12 protein-coding genes are annotated in these 15810 nt (G+C 33.4%); 2 read left to right on the top strand and 10 right to left on the bottom strand.

Annotated features, from left to right (window positions below; all coding sequences use genetic code 11):
• Positions 1 to 10: 10 nt before the first annotated feature.
• Positions 11 to 1198, bottom strand: a complete 1188-nt coding sequence (gene mnmA / locus EDB96_RS11300) for a tRNA 2-thiouridine(34) synthase MnmA (RefSeq protein ID WP_057118828.1) — start codon at positions 1196 to 1198, stop codon at positions 11 to 13.
• 142 nt (positions 1199 to 1340) lie between these two features.
• Between mnmA and EDB96_RS11295 the strand changes: the two genes are divergently transcribed.
• The gene (locus EDB96_RS11295) at positions 1341 to 3218 is read left to right on the top strand and encodes a PEP/pyruvate-binding domain-containing protein (RefSeq protein ID WP_134140842.1); all 1878 of its coding nucleotides are present in this window, start codon (positions 1341 to 1343) and stop codon (positions 3216 to 3218) included.
• Here EDB96_RS11295 and EDB96_RS11290 read toward each other — a convergent pair.
• Positions 3215 to 3772, bottom strand: a complete 558-nt coding sequence (locus EDB96_RS11290) for a DUF4956 domain-containing protein (protein ID WP_134140840.1) — start codon at positions 3770 to 3772, stop codon at positions 3215 to 3217. The two genes, EDB96_RS11295 and EDB96_RS11290, sit on opposite strands and share 4 nt — an antisense overlap.
• Before the next feature lie 89 nt (positions 3773 to 3861).
• Positions 3862 to 4572, bottom strand: a complete 711-nt coding sequence (locus tag EDB96_RS11285) for a toxin-antitoxin system YwqK family antitoxin (protein ID WP_057118835.1) — start codon at positions 4570 to 4572, stop codon at positions 3862 to 3864.
• Positions 4573 to 4848: 276 nt separating this feature from the next.
• Here EDB96_RS11285 and EDB96_RS11280 point away from each other — a divergent pair, with 276 nt between their 5' ends.
• Positions 4849 to 5829, top strand: a complete 981-nt coding sequence (locus EDB96_RS11280) for a fasciclin domain-containing protein (protein WP_134140839.1) — start codon at positions 4849 to 4851, stop codon at positions 5827 to 5829.
• Between the two features lie 70 nt (positions 5830 to 5899).
• On the opposite strand, the gene yidC is transcribed toward EDB96_RS11280, so the two are convergent.
• The 7 genes from yidC to EDB96_RS11245 form a co-directional block, all read right to left on the bottom strand.
• Positions 5900 to 7813 carry a membrane protein insertase YidC gene (yidC, locus tag EDB96_RS11275; RefSeq protein ID WP_134140837.1) on the bottom strand — a complete coding sequence of 638 codons (1914 nt, stop codon included), beginning with the start codon at positions 7811 to 7813 and terminating at the stop codon, positions 5900 to 5902.
• A gap of 78 nt (positions 7814 to 7891) precedes the next feature.
• Positions 7892 to 9505 (bottom strand): CTP synthase, encoded by a 1614-nt coding sequence (locus EDB96_RS11270; protein ID WP_057118841.1) that lies wholly within the window; start codon positions 9503 to 9505, stop codon positions 7892 to 7894.
• Between the two features lie 241 nt (positions 9506 to 9746).
• Positions 9747 to 9977: a DUF3820 family protein gene (locus EDB96_RS11265; RefSeq protein WP_057118843.1), complete on the bottom strand. Its 231-nt coding sequence runs from the start codon at positions 9975 to 9977 to the stop codon at positions 9747 to 9749.
• Between the two features lie 354 nt (positions 9978 to 10331).
• A complete protein-coding gene (nagB, locus tag EDB96_RS11260; protein WP_134140835.1) occupies positions 10332 to 12260 on the bottom strand; it encodes a glucosamine-6-phosphate deaminase in 1929 nt (642 codons plus the stop codon).
• Positions 12261 to 12287: 27 nt separating this feature from the next.
• Entirely contained in the window at positions 12288 to 13664 is a 1377-nt protein-coding gene (locus tag EDB96_RS11255; protein ID WP_134140833.1) for a sugar MFS transporter, read from the bottom strand.
• A gap of 165 nt (positions 13665 to 13829) precedes the next feature.
• Positions 13830 to 14711, bottom strand: coding sequence for a sugar phosphate nucleotidyltransferase (locus EDB96_RS11250; protein ID WP_134140831.1), 882 nt, complete (start codon positions 14709 to 14711; stop codon positions 13830 to 13832).
• A 5-nt stretch (positions 14712 to 14716) separates the two neighbouring features.
• The gene (locus EDB96_RS11245; RefSeq protein WP_134140830.1) at positions 14717 to 15808 is read right to left on the bottom strand and encodes a mevalonate kinase; all 1092 of its coding nucleotides are present in this window, start codon (positions 15806 to 15808) and stop codon (positions 14717 to 14719) included.
• Between the last annotated feature and the right edge of the window lie 2 nt (positions 15809 to 15810).

Here is a 15810-nt window from a genome sequence, read left to right as displayed (position 1 = left end):
AGGTATAAAGCTAAGAAATTACTCCCGAACCAACTAATTCATTTTCTAAATACCAAGCAACAAATTGTCCTTCTGTAATGGCAGACTGTGCTTCTTCAAATTCAACGTACATTCCGTCTTCAAATTGATGTAAAATTGCTTTCTGTAATGGCTGACGGTAGCGAATTCTAGCCATCACTTCCATTTTCTCACCTGCTTTCAAAGCCAAATCTTCTCTAACCCAGTGTACTTCAGATTTTCCAACAAAAAGTGCTTTTTTAAATAATCCTGGATGCAAACTTGACAAACCTGTATATATAGTGTTTGTTTCAACATCTGTAGCAATTACAAATAATGGATCTGTAGTTCCTCCAACATTTAAACCTTTTCTTTGCCCGACAGTAAAATAATGCGCTCCTTGATGTTTGCCCACTACTTTTCCCATTGTTGGAACGTAGTTTAACTTTTGAGATTCTAATTTTAAATCTTCTTCTAAAGAAATTCCAGCTGGTTTTTCACCAACATAAATAGCATCATTTTTATCAACTTGAACAATTTTACCTTCTTTAGGCTGTAATTTTTGCTGTAAAAATTCTGGAAGTCGAACTTTCCCTATAAAACATAATCCTTGAGAATCTTTCTTTTCTGCGGTAACCAATTCCATTTCGGCAGCAATTTCGCGCACTTCTGGTTTTGTCAAAGCACCAATTGGAAACAACGCTTTAGACAATTGCTCTTGTGACAACTGACATAAAAAATAAGATTGATCTTTATTTACATCATTCCCAGCAATTAATTGATAAACTGTTTTTCCGTCAACTTCGATTTCACTTTTTTGGCAGTAATGCCCAGTCGCAACATAATCTGCTCCAAGACTTAGAGCGATTTTCATAAACACATCAAATTTGATTTCGCGGTTACAAAGTACATCAGGATTTGGAGTTCTTCCTTTTTCGTATTCGTTAAACATATAGTCAACGATTTTTTCTTTGTATTCTTCGCTTAAATCAACAGTTTGAAACGGTATTCCAAGTTTTTCAGCAACAAGCAACGCATCATTACTGTCTTCAAGCCAAGGACATTCGTTAGAAATAGTAACCGAATCATCGTGCCAGTTTTTCATAAAAAGGCCAATAACTTCGTATCCTTGCTGCTGCAGTAAATAGGCTGCAACACTAGAATCTACTCCACCTGAAAGTCCAACAACTACTCGTTTCATTTTGAAAAGTTTAATTTTTTAAGGTTGCAAAGGTACGCCAAATAATAGAAAACTGCACAAAGGTTTTGATTACTTTAAGCAATCCCGCAGTAGATAAAACTTATTACTTTTTTAAGTACATTTAATACTCAATTTCAATAGAATGAAAAAATACATTTACAGCCTATTTTTCTTGTTCGTCTTAACAACTTTAAGTGCGCAGCGATTTGTTTCGTCTCTTCCAAACTACGAAGCTTACAAAGCATTTAGAGGCAAACCTTTGTCTGATAAATTCTCAAATATCGAATCGGTTAAAGTTATGTATGACTTGCGAAAACAGAAAATGTATTATTTCAACAGCAGTCTCATTTTACTTCATTATGATTTTGCAACTAATTATTTAGGATACAGTCAAGATTTAGATGTGTTTAATAATAGAAACTACAGCAACACTGAAAAAGATCGAGACTTTTTACTCGGAAATTTAAATCATATAAAAGGAACTGAAAAATGGATTTTCGAACTCGCTGCTTCTGATCACATGCCAATTCCATTAGTTGAACGTTTCTTCAATTTAGTCAAGAACTCCACTTTTATCGGGCAGAATTTAAAATTCTATTTGAATAATCCTGAAATGATGGAATGGTCTCGGCAAGATAAATTTTCAATTCCCTGCGTGAAATCAGATTATATTTTTAATGAAATTAAATACCAAGAAGTTGTTGGCGGCAGCAACGTCGGAATTCTAAAAAAATATAAAATCAAAGAATTAGAAACATTGAAACCTAATTCAGATGAAATTATCATTTTGGATGGAACACCTGACATCCTCCCAAATGTACGAGGAATTATTGTAAATGAACTTCAAACTCCATTGAGCCATTTGGTTCTATTAGGAAAAAACAGAAAGATTCCGATAATGGCTTATACGGATATTGAAAAAGATAACAATATCAACAAACTGCTTTCTAAAAAAGTAGAATTAAAAATTGAAGTTGATACTTTTTTCATCAAAGAAACCACCAAAAAAATTCCAACAAAATCTGCTGGAAAAAAGAAAAAGCTAGTTATAGACAATAGCGTTACAGAATTGGTCAATCTATCTGAAATTCCAAAAAAGGGAATTAATTATATCGGTTCGAAGGCGCAAAACATGGCGTATTTAATTGCAATTTCTAAAGAAATTCCCTTTAAAGTTCCAGAAAATGCACATGCTATTCCGTTTTACTATTATACAAAGCATATTCAGAATCCTGCCATTTCTCCATTAATTGCAGAGCTTTTAGCTTCCTCTCAAAAAGATTCCACGGTTTGGGTTAATAAACAGCTAAAAAAAATTAGAGACGCTATCAAAAAAGAACCTGTGGATCCTGAATTAATATCGAAATTGAAGATGGCTTTTAAAGATGCCAAATTTAAAAACTTCAGATTTCGATCTTCTACAAATGCAGAAGATCTGGATGATTTTAATGGCGCTGGACTCTACGATTCTAAAACAGGAATTCTTGGTGACAGCATCAAAACATTCGAAAAAGCTATAAAACAAGTTTGGGCAAGTGTTTGGAATGAAGGTTCATACAACGAAAGAGAACTTTTTGGAATCGACCAGCAAAACATTGCTATGGGAGTTTTGGTTCATCGTTCTTTTCCTGATGAATTGGCAAATGGCGTAATAATCACAAAAAATATATTCAGAGAAAACTTTCCTGGGATTACGGTTAATGTTCAAAAAGGAGAAAATTCTGTTGTGAAACCCGAAAAAGGCGAAATCTGCGAGCAATTTGTTGCTTATCATTTTAATGACGGAAAAGACGAAACCGATTTTGATATTGATTATACTTCAAACTCCAATTTGAATAATAATGAGCCATTATTGACTCGAAAAGAAATGAGTAATCTATACGAAGTCAGTAAAAAAATTGAAACTAAAATGTATCGATATTGGCGCAAAAACCAATTTCATCCTGTAGATATTGAATTCAAAATTGTGGGCGAAAAAAGAGATTTATACATCAAACAGGTTCGCCCTTTTAATGATTAATAAAAAACCAATAAATCTATTTCGTTTGCAGCGGTATTGATTAAGACAATTCTAAAATCAAATTCTTCAATTTTAATTTTCTGCTGAATTGATTTTCTAATTACTTCTGAATTTAAAGAAAAACTTTCGTCAAGCGGAATTTTTACATCGACTGAATTTAAATATTTAGAAGCTTTTTTATTAACAATAATCGAAGCGATAACATAAAATCCGATTATTATTATTTGAAAAAATAAGAGCAGTTCGATCTTTTCAAAAGGATACATGATATCTAAAATCGATAATGTAATGGTCGCAAACAGAAAGATCACAGCATTTACAGTAAAAGACTGCGTTCTAAATCGAAGTATCGAAAAAATCGCAAACAATCCAAACCCAATTCCAACTCCGATTTCTATTTTGGTAAAAAGATAACACAGTGAAAATGTACACAACCCAACAATTACCATTAATGGATTTATGGTTGCATTATCCTTTCTATTGGAGAAAAAATACAAAACCAAAATTGAGAAAAACAACAGCAGAAATCTTCCTAAAAGTTCGCGTAAATCCATTGGTTAGAATAAATTGGTTACCCAAATGTAAACAATTAATTCTTTTTCTTTTTTATTTTGAATGAAGTAATTACAAATGTATTAGATGACTATTTTTTGGGTGCCGGCCCTTTTTCAGAAGCTTTGTTGGTGTTTTTTGGATCACTCATATTTACTTCTTTGACCAATTTTCCTTTTTGATAAAACTGCCAAATTCCTGCTTTTTTACCATTTACGAATTTGCCTTTAGAAGCAACAGATTTATCTGAATCATAAAAAACAGCATCACCGTTGTATTCGTTATTTTTAAAATTCGACTCTTCCAAAAGTGTTCCATCCTGTCCCATCTTTTTGTAAGCTCCTTCTTTTAAACCATTTTTATACATCATCTCCTCTGCCACTTTTTCATTAGGATAATAAATGGTTCGCAAGCCTTCAAGCTTTCCGTTTTTATAATTTTCAACAGTCATCAAAACTTTAGAAGCTTTGTGGTAATATTTCCATTCGCCTTCACGAGATTTTCCAACTTCTTTACCTTCGCTTACCTTGTTTTTATTCTGATCATAAAAAATAGTATACGAACTTCCATCATTGGCACTAAAATCCCTAGTAGCGATAACATCTCCTTTTTTGGTATCATCAAAAAATTTGAAAATCCCCGTTTCTTTTCCGTGACTAAAAGTTCCTTCATAACGAGGTCGCTTAGATTCGGTGTAAATTCCTTTCCAAAGCCCATCTTTTTTACCGCTTGCATCTACCTTGTTAGATTCTTGTGAATAAGCCGCAATACTTATTAAAAACAAAAGCAAAAATTTTTTCATAATCTATTTTTTCTATATAACAACAAATATTGAGTTTTATTATTACAAAAATATAACCATTTTAAGGATAACAAGAGCCTTTTAAGCAAAAAATATGATTTAACATTTTTAAGGCTATTCCCACTAATTAAAAAGCACTAAACTCATAATTAACTAAAAACCAATAGAATAAACAAAAGTTAAATAATTACTAATTTTAATAAATGTTTAATTATTTTCTTTTTTCGTTAAACAAAAATAGATAACTTAGTAGTAACAAACACAAAAAACTATATTATGAAAACAATCAAAATTAAATTAATTGCTTTATTAGCATTAATCGCTTTCGTCAGTATTTCATGTAACAACGATGATGATGATAATGATTCACAACAACCGCAAACAATTGTGGCGATCGCAAAAACAAATTCTAATCTTAGTTCATTAGTTGCAGCTTTGGAAAAAGCAGATTTGGCTGCCACGTTGAACTCTTCTGGTACTTACACCGTTTTTGCACCAACGAATACTGCTTTTACCGCTTTTTTACAAGCAAATGGATATGCTAACCTTAACGCAGTTCCTGTTCCTGCCTTAAAAGAAATTCTATTGAACCACGTTTTAAGCACAAAGGTAAAATCCTCTGAAATAGCTACTGGATATGTAAAAACTTTAGCTAAAGGAAGTGCTTCAACTTCGAACACTATCAGTATGTATCTGGAAAAAGGCACAGGAGTCGACATTAACGGCGGGAAAACAAATGGAGGTGCGATGGTAACTACTGCAGATATTGAAGCTTCTAATGGTGTTATTCACATAGTAGATGGCGTTATCGGATTACCAACAATTGTAAACCATGCAGTGGCCAATAAAAACTTTACCACACTGGTTGCTGCTTTGACATACAATGCCTCATCTGGTTTTGCTGCAACTTTATCAGGAACTGCAAATTCTCCATTTACTGTTTTTGCTCCTACAAATGCTGCTTTTACAAGTTTCCTAACCGAAACTGGTTTTTCGGGTCTTCCTGCTATTCCTGCTAATGTTTTAGAAACTACTTTAAAATATCATGTAGTTACTGGTGCAAATGTTCAATCATCTGCTTTAACAAACGGACAAGTGGTAAGTACTTTTGCCGGTCAAAATTTTACAGTTAACTTAACTGGCGGTCCAAAAATTACTGACGCTAGTAATAGAGTAAGTAATATTATAGCAACAGATGTGCAATGCTCAAATGGAATAATTCATGTTATCGACAAGGTTTTATTACCGAAATTTTAGATAAAACTAATTGTAAAAAAACCGTCTCGTTAAAAAACGAGACGGTTTCTTTTTATATACTAAAAAAGTATTATTTCTTTTTATTCTGAGCTTTTGCAGCTTCTTGCTGTTCCATTACATCTTGAAGACGCTGTTGAAACTTACTTGGTTTCTTAGGCTCTCTTAATTTATTTTCTTGAATCTGAGCGTGAATTTTTTCGCTGTCTACGATGTAGTTTTTAATCACGAACATAATACCGATTGTAATTAAGTTTGAGATAAAGTTATACAAACTTAAACCTGCACCATAACTATTAAAGAAAATTAACATCATTAATGGCGAAACATAAATCATGATTTTCATCATTTTTGCCATATCCGGCATACCTTCTTGTTGAGGCGCTGCCATTTGCTGATCTCCAGATGTCATTTTCATGTAGAAGAAAATCGCAATTGCCGCCAAAATTGGAAACAAACTGATATGATCTCCATACAACGGAATAGTAAATGGTAATTTTACAACTGAGTCAAAAGATGATAAATCGTCTGCCCAAAGGAAACTTTTTTGTCTTAATTCAAAAGCCGCTGGGAAAAACTGGAACGATGCATACATAAAAGGAAGCTGAATCAATGCTGGGATACATCCTGCCATTGGGTTTACTCCTGCTTTGTTGTACAGTTTCATTGTTTCTTGCTGTTTTTTCATTGGGTCTTTTTTGAATTTTTCTCCCAACTCTGCAATATCAGGTCTTAAAACTTTCATTTTAGCCTGAGACAAGAACGACTTATAGGTAATTGGCGACATGGCCAATTTGATTATAATTGTAAAAATTATGATTGCGATTCCTAATGACAATCCCATTGTTGAGCTTAAAAACCCAAATAAAGGAATAAAGATAAATTTGTTAATCCATCCAAAAATTCCCCATCCTAAAGGAATGATTTTTTCGAAATTCTTATCGTAAGATTTTAATGTTTTGTAATCAGCCGGACCAAAATACAAACTCATTTTGTAATCAATCTCACCATTTGAGAATGCTAAAGGTAAATTTGCTCTAAACTGTTTTGTAAAAACAGTGTCAATTTTTTCATCTTTAACTAAATCGTCAGATTGTAATTTTGAAGTTTCAAATGGTTTCTCCGTAGCTAAAATAGTCGTAAAGAAGTGCTGCTTGAAAGCTACGAAACTTACTTTTTCAGGAGTTTCTTCTTTTCCTTGTCCATGAGAACTTACATTGCTGTATTTTGATTCGTTGTATTTATAATCAATTTGAGCATAACGATTTTCGTAAGAAATACTTTTTTCATTTCTATACGTTTTTAAATCCCATTGTAAATCAACTGGTTTAGCAGAATTTAAAACTCTGTTTAATCCTTGAGAACGAATATCAAAACCAACTAAATAATCGTTTGGTTTCAGAATGTATTTGTACTCTAAAAATTCATTAGCACCTGCTTTTAAACGCATAGATAAAACTTGATCTGCACCAATTTTTTCTAAAGTTGGTTCAAAATACAAATCTTTAGAATTTAACGTTCTATTGTCTGTAGTAAGAAGCTGTAAATTTAAGTTTGAATTATTGTTTTTGATTAATTCAACTAATTGACCTGAACCTTTTTTAATTTTTTCGAATTCTTTTAAAGTAGCCTCAACAATATAACCACCTTTATTAGCGATTTTAAGTTTAATCTTTTCGTTTTCGATTGTAGTAAAAGCTTCTTTCGCAGAAGGAAGTGTTGCAGAATAAGCAAATCCGCCTAAAGTTTTTTGCAATTGAGCTAATTGTACTGTATCGCCAGGAGTTACCGCTGCAGCTGGTAATGATGCTGTTTTAGCTTTATCAGCTTTTGCTTGTGCCTCTTGTTTAGCAACTAATTCTTTCTTGGCTTTTTCAGCAGCAATTTCTTTATCAGAAGGCTGATTTTGGTACATTATCCAAATCAAAATTCCAAATATCAATACAAAACCAATGATTGAATTAAGGTCAAATTTTTTTTCTTCCATTATTTTTAAAAAAAGTTATTCGTTTGAGGTTATTAGTTATTCGTTTAATTAAAAAGTTACACCTCTTAGAATGAATTATTATTTTTTATGCGCATTTACCGCAGCTGCCACAAAGTTTACAAATATAGGATGCGGATTTGCAACTGTACTTTTGTATTCTGGGTGATATTGTACACCAATAAAGAATGGGTGATTTTCAAGCTCAACGATCTCGACTAAACCTGTATCAGGATTTACTCCAGAAGCTTTTAAACCAGCTTTTTGCAATTCATCAGCATATTTATTATTGTACTCATAACGGTGACGGTGACGCTCCGAAATAGTTTTTTCTCCGTAAATTTTGTGTGCTAAAGTGTTTGGTTTAATATCACATTTCCAAGCACCTAAACGCATTGTTCCACCTTTATCGGTAATTGTTTTTTGCTCTTCCATTAAATTCACAACAGGATGAGGCGTTTTATCGTTCATCTCTGTAGAATTCGCATCAGCATAACCTAAAATATTTCTAGAATATTCGATAACAGACATCTGCATTCCTAAACAAATTCCAAAGAAAGGAATATTGTTTTCACGTACATAACGAACTGCTTCAATTTTTCCTTCAATACCTCTTTCACCAAAACCTGGAGCAACTAAAACTCCGTCAAGACTTCCTAATTTTTCTTCAACATTATCTGCATTGATATGCTCTGAGTGAATAGAAATTACGTTTACTTTTGTTTCGTTTGCAGCTCCTGCATGAATAAACGCCTCTAAAATAGATTTGTAACAATCCTGCATTTCTACATATTTTCCAACCAAACCAATATTTACAGTTTGTTTTGGATTTTTTAATCTTTTTAAGAAAGTATTCCAGTTTTTAAGGTCTGGAGATGCTTTTTTAGGTAAATCTAATTTCTTTAAAGCCACAACATCTAATCCTTCTTCAAGCATTAAATTTGGAACTTCATATATAGTAGAAGCATCAATTGACTGAATAACTGCTTCTTTTTTCACATTACAGAACAAAGCTAATTTCTGGCGTAATTCCTGAGATAATTCATGCTCCGTTCTACAAACCAAGATATCTGCTTTTATACCGCTTTCCATTAAAGTTTTAACAGAGTGCTGTGTTGGTTTTGTTTTTAATTCGCCTGCTGCAGCCAAATAAGGAACTAATGTCAAGTGAATAACAATTCCGTTATTTTCACCTAATTCCCATACTAACTGACGAACAGATTCTATATAAGGTAAAGATTCGATATCACCAACAGTTCCACCAATTTCAGTAATTACAATATCATAATCGCCAGATTTCCCTAGCAATTGCATTCTGTCTTTGATTTCGTTTGTGATATGAGGAACAACCTGAACTGTTTTTCCTAAAAACTCTCCTCTTCTTTCTTTTTCAATAACCGAAAGATAAACTCTTCCTGTAGTAACGTTATTAGCCTGAGAAGTAGGAACGTTTAAGAAACGCTCGTAATGTCCTAAATCTAAGTCTGTTTCGGCTCCATCATCTGTCACATAACATTCTCCGTGCTCATAAGGATTTAGTGTTCCTGGATCAACATTAATGTATGGATCAAATTTTTGAATAGTTGTACGGTATCCTCTTCCTTGTAACAATTTTGCCAAAGATGCCGCGATAATTCCTTTTCCTAATGAAGAGGTCACACCTCCTGTAACAAAAATATATTTTGTTTGATTCATTCTGTTGTTGTTTGTAAGTAGTTGTGTAAAAAACTTGGCAAAAGTACAAATTTAATTAGACAATTTGAACATTAGACTTCTTAGATTTTTAGAATTTTAGATTGCAAGATTTTTGGCTTTTTCAAATCAAAAGAAAACCATTCAATATATTAATCTTTATCTATCTTTTATCATTTTTTCAAAGAATAAAACCAAAATTTTATCCAATTATATAAAAATCCAACAATCTAAATAATATCTATTATGGCTTTGGATATTGCTTCTTTATATTGCGAATTAATTCTTCCAACCCATTCAATTTCAATTCGTAAATCAATTGCAACTGCTGTCCAAGCTCTCCTTTTGGAAAACCTTTATTATGATACCAAACGACGTAATATTCTGGAAGATCAATTAAAAATCTGCCTTCGTATTTCCCGAAAGGCATTTTGGTGTGTGCTAATTTGATGAGAAGTTTTTTGTCTTGTTCCATTTTTTTTAAAGAAAAAAGAAGCAAGAAGAAAGAATATAGATTTTCTCTCTTCTTGCTTCATAGGTACAAAGCTATTATTATTTTTCTCTTTTGCCACAGATTAAGAAATAGTTTTCAGTCTCGGTCTCTGTTTACAGTTAAAAAAAGAAGCAAGAAAAAAGAATATAGACTCATTCTTTCTTCCTGCTTCTTATCGCGTACAAAGCTATTTATTTTTTACCACAGATTAAAATAATTTTCTAATCTGTATATTTTTTTTGCCACGAATTTCAAGAATTCACACAATTTTTTTTATTAGTGTAATTCGTAGCGAAAAAAAAACTTAGAATCTTAGTATCTCAGAACCTCAGCCTCTTAGTAATGCCATCTCACAAAAGCTTCCATCGCTGCATAAGTTGCTAAACCTAATTGGTGATACAAAGCTGCTGTTTCGCGGTTTCTGTCTTCTGCTCTTTGCCAGAACTCCCTTGCATCTGTCCCTTGGAAAACAACTCCGTCTTTTTGTGACTGGTGTTTGAAGATTCCGTGACGTTTTTCTAAAACCTGATCTGGACTCATTGGAACAGCCATTTCAACCTCATCAATTCCCCATTCCTGCCAAGCTCCACGGTATAGCCATAACCAGCAGTCGTTCATAAATTCTTTTGGTTTTAAAACTTTTACAGCTTCAAAAATGGCATCTAAACAAACTTTATGTGTTCCGTGCGGATCTGCTAAATCTCCAGCAGCATAAATTTGGTGCGGTTTAATTTTTTCGATTAAATCTACAGTCAATTGAATATCTTCTGGTCCAATTGGTTTTTTCTCAATTGTTCCTGTTTCATAGAAAGGTAATTCCATAAAATGAATCTGGCTATCTGGCAGACCAACAAAATGGCTCGTTGCTCTCGCCTCTCCTTTTCTGATCAAACCTTTGATGTAACGAACTTCAGGAATATCAATTTCACTGTTCTTTTTATTCTCTAAGAATGTTTCTGCTTTTTTATAGATATTATCTGCCTCTTCACTTTTGATCCCGAATTTTTCATTGTAATCAATTACGAATCTTGCAAAACGAAGTGCTTCATCATCTGCAACTGCAATATTTCCAGATGTTTGGTACGCTACGTGTACTTCGTGCCCCTGCTCTTGCAGACGCATGAAAGTTCCTCCCATACTGATAATATCGTCATCTGGATGCGGACTGAAAATCAATACACGTTTTTTAGCCGGCTCTGCTCTTTCTGGACGATTTGTGTCGTCAGCATTTGGTTTTCCACCAGGCCAACCTGTAATTGTGTTTTGTAATTTATTGAAAATCTTAATATTGATGTCATAAGCCGGACCAGAATCTGCTAATAAATCGCTCATACCATTTTCGATGTAATCTGCATCTGTAAGCATTAAAATTGGTTTTTTAAGATCTAATGCCAATCCTAAAACCGCTTTACGAGTTAATTTATCTGTCCAAATAATTTTTTCAACCAGCCAAGGTTTATTAATTCTTGTTAGTTTAGAAGAAGCTTCTTTATCTAAAACAAATACTGCGTTGTTATGTTCTTGCAAAAATGACGCTGGTACTCGGTTTGTAACTTCGTCTTCAACAGATTTTTTTACAATGTTTGCTTTTCCTTCTCCCCAAGCCAATAAGATTACTCTTTTGGCTTCCATTATTTTTTTCACTCCAAGTGTAATGGCAGTTCTTGGTGTATTGTTCAAACCGAAGAAATCTTTACTTGCCGCAACTCTTGTAATATGATCTAATGCAACCAAACGAGTTTTAGAGTTTTGAAGCGAACCAGACTCATTAAATCCGATGTGTCCGTTTCCTCCAATTCCAAGAATCTGAAGATCAATTCCGCCTAAAGCTTCAATCTTAGCTTCATATTCGTGGCAGTAATCTGCGATTTGTTCTTTTGTTAAAAGTCCGTCTGGAACGTGTGCGTTTTCTGGTAAAATATCAACATGATCAAACAAAAGCTCTTTCATAAAACGAACATAACTATTGATTGAATTTGGCTCCATTGGATAGTATTCATCCAAATTAAAACTAATTACGTTTTTGAAACTCAAACCTTCTTCTTTATGCAGACGAACCAATTCTGCATACAATCCTTTTGGAGAAGAACCAGTTGCTAATCCTAAAATGCATGGTTTGCCTTCTTGTTGTTTTGATTGAATTAAAGCTGCGATTTCCTGCGCTACTTCTTTTGAAGCATCTGTTGAGTTTTCAAAAACAACTGTATTAATGTTTTCGAATCTTTTCTCGAAACCTGTTGCTTTGTCGATTTTACTTTTTAACATGATATATTAATTTTTATTTTTGTTCAACTATTTCCATTTCCTGTATTTATGTCCTTTTACAGCATAAAACAAAATCATTATATAAGAGGGTAATAATATCAAATAAGCTACCTGATTGCCGCTTCTAGAAACGTTTTGCATATTTTTTGCAAGATTTGCAGCATTCACACTTTCGGTAATCATTCCATAAAACAATGGAAAAACTGCTCCACCAATAATTCCCATAATCAAAATTGCGCTTCCAATCTTTGTATAACCGCCCAAATCCTGCAAAGCCATTGGCCAGATTGCCGGCCAGCACAAAGCATTTGCTAATCCTAAAAGTGCTACTAAAAGAATTACCAATGGTATTTGTGGAATTCTAGGAAGAGTAACCAATATTTTTGGCGAAATCAAAACAATTGTCAAAACCAGTATAATTCCTAAAATTCCTGAGACTTTTAAAGCTGTAACCTGCGAAACATATTTAGGAATTAAAACGATCCCAAGTACATATCCAATAACCATTGCCGACATGGTAAAAGAAGTTAATTTTAGATAAAAATCTCCATTATTACCATAGACTCCAAGCTGTTTTCCAAAACCTCCAATGGAATCTCCTGCTAAAACTTCTGCTGATAAATAAAGCATTAAAGTAATTACTCCTAAAACTAGCTGAGGATGTTTAAATGCGTTTTTGATTTGTTTGAAAATGTTTAAATGAGATACATTTCCTTCTTCATCAAGATCAATTTCCGGCAAAGGAGAAAATTTTACCAACAAAGCTAAAACTGTTATAATCAACCCCATATAAAGATACGGTCTTTGCAGTTGCAATGCAAGTGAATTTAAAGCATTTGTCTTGGACACCTCATCCATTAAAGCAATTTTGTCTGCCGTAAAGTCCTTCATATTAGACAAAACCAGAACTGTAAGTACAAGTGGCGCTACGAATCCTGCTACTTTATTAGCAATACCCAAAACGCTGATTCTAGCCGCAGCGCTTTCTCTTGGTCCAATTACCACAACGTACGGATTTGAAGCTGTCTGCAAAACCGCTAAGCCAGTTCCCATTACAAACAATGCTAATAAAAAGAAGAGAAATGTTCGACTTGCAGCAGCAGGATAAAACATAAATGCTCCAGCAGCGATGATTAATAATCCTAAAGAAATTCCATTCTTATACCCTACTTTTTCAATAATATAAGAAGAAGGAACTGCCATTACAAAATAAGCAATATAAAATGCAAAAGTCACAAAGTAGGCTTGAGAAGAAGTTAGTTCGCAAGCCAATTCAAAAAACGGAATTAATGGTCCGTTCAGCCAGGTTACAAATCCTAGAATAAAGAATAGCAAGGTTAAAATTACCATTGGAACAACGGTATTCTTTTTTTCTAACAGTAATGTACTTTGAATGTTTGTCATAATTTTTGGGTTGATTGGTTATAGATTTAGTTATTTCAAAATCTAAATTAGAATCAACGCTTTAATTACCTTATGCGTAATTTATGCAAATATCTGCATTTTTTTTGCAAAACAAAAGTAGTACATTAATTTTCCTTAATCTCTAATTTAGATATGAATATTTTGTTAATTTTTGGTATTCCAATTTAAATCAGGGTAATATTTTGCCAAATACGCTTTTACATCGGCAATATCTTCTTTGGCTGTTAGGTCTGGAACATGCTCAGAAAACGGAATTCCGACCGTTGTATTCGGATTTTCTTTAACTGAGTTTAAAAGTACTGTTGGTAATTCCTTCTCGTCACGCTCTGGATGAACAGGGCAATTTTTAAGATGTGTATATAAGGTCTTGCCTTTAAACTTAAAAGCATTCATGCTTACTCGTATTTTTCCTTCGCTGTCTTTGTATTGTTCCAAAACATCTTCAGAAGGTTTTTCCAAAATATCCAAAAGCTGATTATTCTCGTCTAATTTTGCAATTGCAAAACGCGAAATACGTTCCTGCGGAAATTCCATTGCATCTCGGTCATAACTAATAAAGGCATTCGGACTTTCGGTTTCTCTTAAAGCACGAAGAGCTGCTGCCGAATATAAGTTATCACTATTACAAACTGAATAAAATTGAGAATTGAGCTCTGGATATTGTTCTACTGCCTGAAACAGTGCATCTGCAGTTCCAAAGGGTTTTACTCTTCCTTCTGGAATATATTGTACAGCAAACGAAATATTAAGACCGTGGAAATCATTATTTTTAATTTGACTTCCGTAAAACTCCTTAAATAATTCGCCTTTTTCACCTATTATAATATATATGTTTTTGTAACCAGCTTTTTTTGCATTCCATAAAAGATAATCTAATAGAGGCCTTCCGCTTGCTCCTACTCCAATTAAACCTTTGCTTCTTTCATTTGCCTGCGCTATTTCTTCAGCAGATAAATTATCTAATACGGCTTCTTTTTTCATTCGTGAAGAAGCTCCACCTGCTAAAATCACTAAATTGTCGTGCATCTTATTTAAATTTCAATATTATCAATAATTCGTACTCCTGGATCAACATTTACTGCGTAAGCTTCTTCTGCTCCCGCGTTTAATATTGCTTCAATCACTACGTCTTCTTTTTTTGGATCTGCAATCACTACAATACTGCCGCCGCCGCCAGAACCTACAATTTTTGCACCGTATGCTCCTGCTTTCAAGGCTGCATTAATCATTGCATCAATTCTTGGAACTGTAATTTTTAGCAGATCCCGCAAGATTTCATGATGTCCATTCATTAAAGCACCAATTTTCTGAAGATCTAAAACTGGTTTTTCAAATTCCTTTAATGCTTCTTTAGTATAATGGTAATTTTTGATAGCCGCTTCAAAATACGGAATCAAACGATCTGGAAGACAATTTCTATACTTATCCAAATCTTCTATTTCTGATGTATTGAGATCAAAATCAGGATAGTTTTGTTTTACGATATCAATTGCCATTAAAGCATTTCCTTTCAACTCGCCAATTAAGCCAATTGTTTCTTTGGGAACTCCAGAAACTCCTGTTATTAAACCTTTTAATCCAGTTCCGATCACATCAAAGGAAAAAGGTTTTTTAGTATTAATGTACACAATATTTCCAACGCCAATACTAAAATGATCCATCATTCCGCCAGGTTCTCCATGTTCTAAAACTTCAGATTCGTATCCTAATTTAGAAAGGAATTCGGGCGTAACTTCGTGATCGATTCCAAAAGCTTCAATCAAAAATCGAATCCAAGCCATTAATAAAGCTGATGAACTCGACGTTCCAGAATTAATTGGAATATCTCCTGTAATTGTTATGGTATAACCAGTTGTAGGCATACAGCCGTATCTGCGTAAAACACGCAGCGAGGATGCAAAATAATCTCTGGGTTCTAATTTTTCGAAAGATGCATGAATATCTATTACTCGAATTTCGTTTATATCGATCATATTTAGAACAAACGATTCGGTCTGATTTTCTTTGGCAATTAATTTAATATTTCGATCTATGGCGCAGGCTATAACTGGCAGTCCTAAATAATCTTGATGATCTCCAAAAAGACAGGTTCGGCCGGGAGCTAATGAAGTAATTTTTCTCACTT

Origin of the sequence: Flavobacterium sp. S87F.05.LMB.W.Kidney.N, assembly GCF_004366435.1 — a bacterium.
Classification (GTDB): Bacteria; Bacteroidota; Bacteroidia; order Flavobacteriales; family Flavobacteriaceae; genus Flavobacterium.
This window is presented reverse-complemented; position numbering and strand designations above follow the sequence as displayed.

Coding starts and splice junctions, on each gene's coding strand:
- EDB96_RS11285 (WP_057118835.1), bottom strand. CDS start 4,572: ATGAAAAAATTTTTGCTTTTGTTTTTAATAAGTATTGCGGCTTATTCA.
- yidC (WP_134140837.1), bottom strand. CDS start 7,813: ATGGAAGAAAAAAAATTTGACCTTAATTCAATCATTGGTTTTGTATTG.
- EDB96_RS11265 (WP_057118843.1), bottom strand. CDS start 9,977: ATGGAACAAGACAAAAAACTTCTCATCAAATTAGCACACACCAAAATG.
- mnmA (WP_057118828.1), bottom strand. CDS start 1,198: ATGAAACGAGTAGTTGTTGGACTTTCAGGTGGAGTAGATTCTAGTGTT.
- EDB96_RS11255 (WP_134140833.1), bottom strand. CDS start 13,664: ATGACAAACATTCAAAGTACATTACTGTTAGAAAAAAAGAATACCGTT.
- EDB96_RS11290 (WP_134140840.1), bottom strand. CDS start 3,772: ATGGATTTACGCGAACTTTTAGGAAGATTTCTGCTGTTGTTTTTCTCA.
- EDB96_RS11280 (WP_134140839.1), top strand. CDS start 4,849: ATGAAAACAATCAAAATTAAATTAATTGCTTTATTAGCATTAATCGCT.
- nagB (WP_134140835.1), bottom strand. CDS start 12,260: ATGTTAAAAAGTAAAATCGACAAAGCAACAGGTTTCGAGAAAAGATTC.
- EDB96_RS11270 (WP_057118841.1), bottom strand. CDS start 9,505: ATGAATCAAACAAAATATATTTTTGTTACAGGAGGTGTGACCTCTTCA.
- EDB96_RS11295 (WP_134140842.1), top strand. CDS start 1,341: ATGAAAAAATACATTTACAGCCTATTTTTCTTGTTCGTCTTAACAACT.
- EDB96_RS11250 (WP_134140831.1), bottom strand. CDS start 14,711: ATGCACGACAATTTAGTGATTTTAGCAGGTGGAGCTTCTTCACGAATG.